Raw genomic sequence first — 636 nt, forward strand, 5'->3', positions numbered from 1 at the left:
AGATACTAGTAGTAGAGGTGGTAACAAAACGATAAGAGAGAAAAACAAACACAAAACTATCATCGGTGGTGATGGATTAAGTGTTAGCTTGCTTGAATACACCCAAGAAAAAACACAAAGTTTCTTTGAGCTTGGAAGCGATGGCAAAGGATTAAAATACCTTTTCATTCCTTTTGGTGCTTATAAAACTCCAAAACCACACGAATTTGATGAGCCTGAATGGTATGAAAATGAACCAAAAGAAGCTTATATGAATGGTTTGGAAATTTTCAACTTTGCTACACAAAAAGAACCTGAAGCTTTTGAGTCTATATTAGAATACGCAAAGTGTAAAAAAGAGGATCTAGACTATATTTTCCTACATCAAGCAAATAAAAGTATAGTTGATACCATTATAAAAAAACTTAAACTTGATCCATTAAAAGCTCCAAATGATACTATTACAAAATATGGTAATGTAAATGGGGCAACTATACCAGCTACCATTTGCGATACCTTAAACACCATTGCAAACCCTTTAAGTAAAAAGCTTAAAGTAGAATTAGGTGGTTTTGGAGCTGGACTTGGCTGGGCAAATGCTATATTAGAGCTAGATCAAAACTTTTGGTGCAAACAAACTCAAATTTATAAGAAAGA

General features: G+C 33.3%; 1 protein-coding gene. It reads left to right on the top strand.

All coding sequences use genetic code 11. The features are described 5' to 3' along the window. Positions 1-636, top strand: a 636-nt coding sequence (locus CAMP5060_RS08145; RefSeq protein ID WP_337218207.1) for a 3-oxoacyl-[acyl-carrier-protein] synthase III C-terminal domain-containing protein, incomplete at both ends; no start/stop codon positions are given.

This window comes from Campylobacter sp. 1569, from assembly GCF_024723675.1.
GTDB lineage: Bacteria > Campylobacterota > Campylobacteria > Campylobacterales > Campylobacteraceae > Campylobacter_D > Campylobacter_D jejuni_C.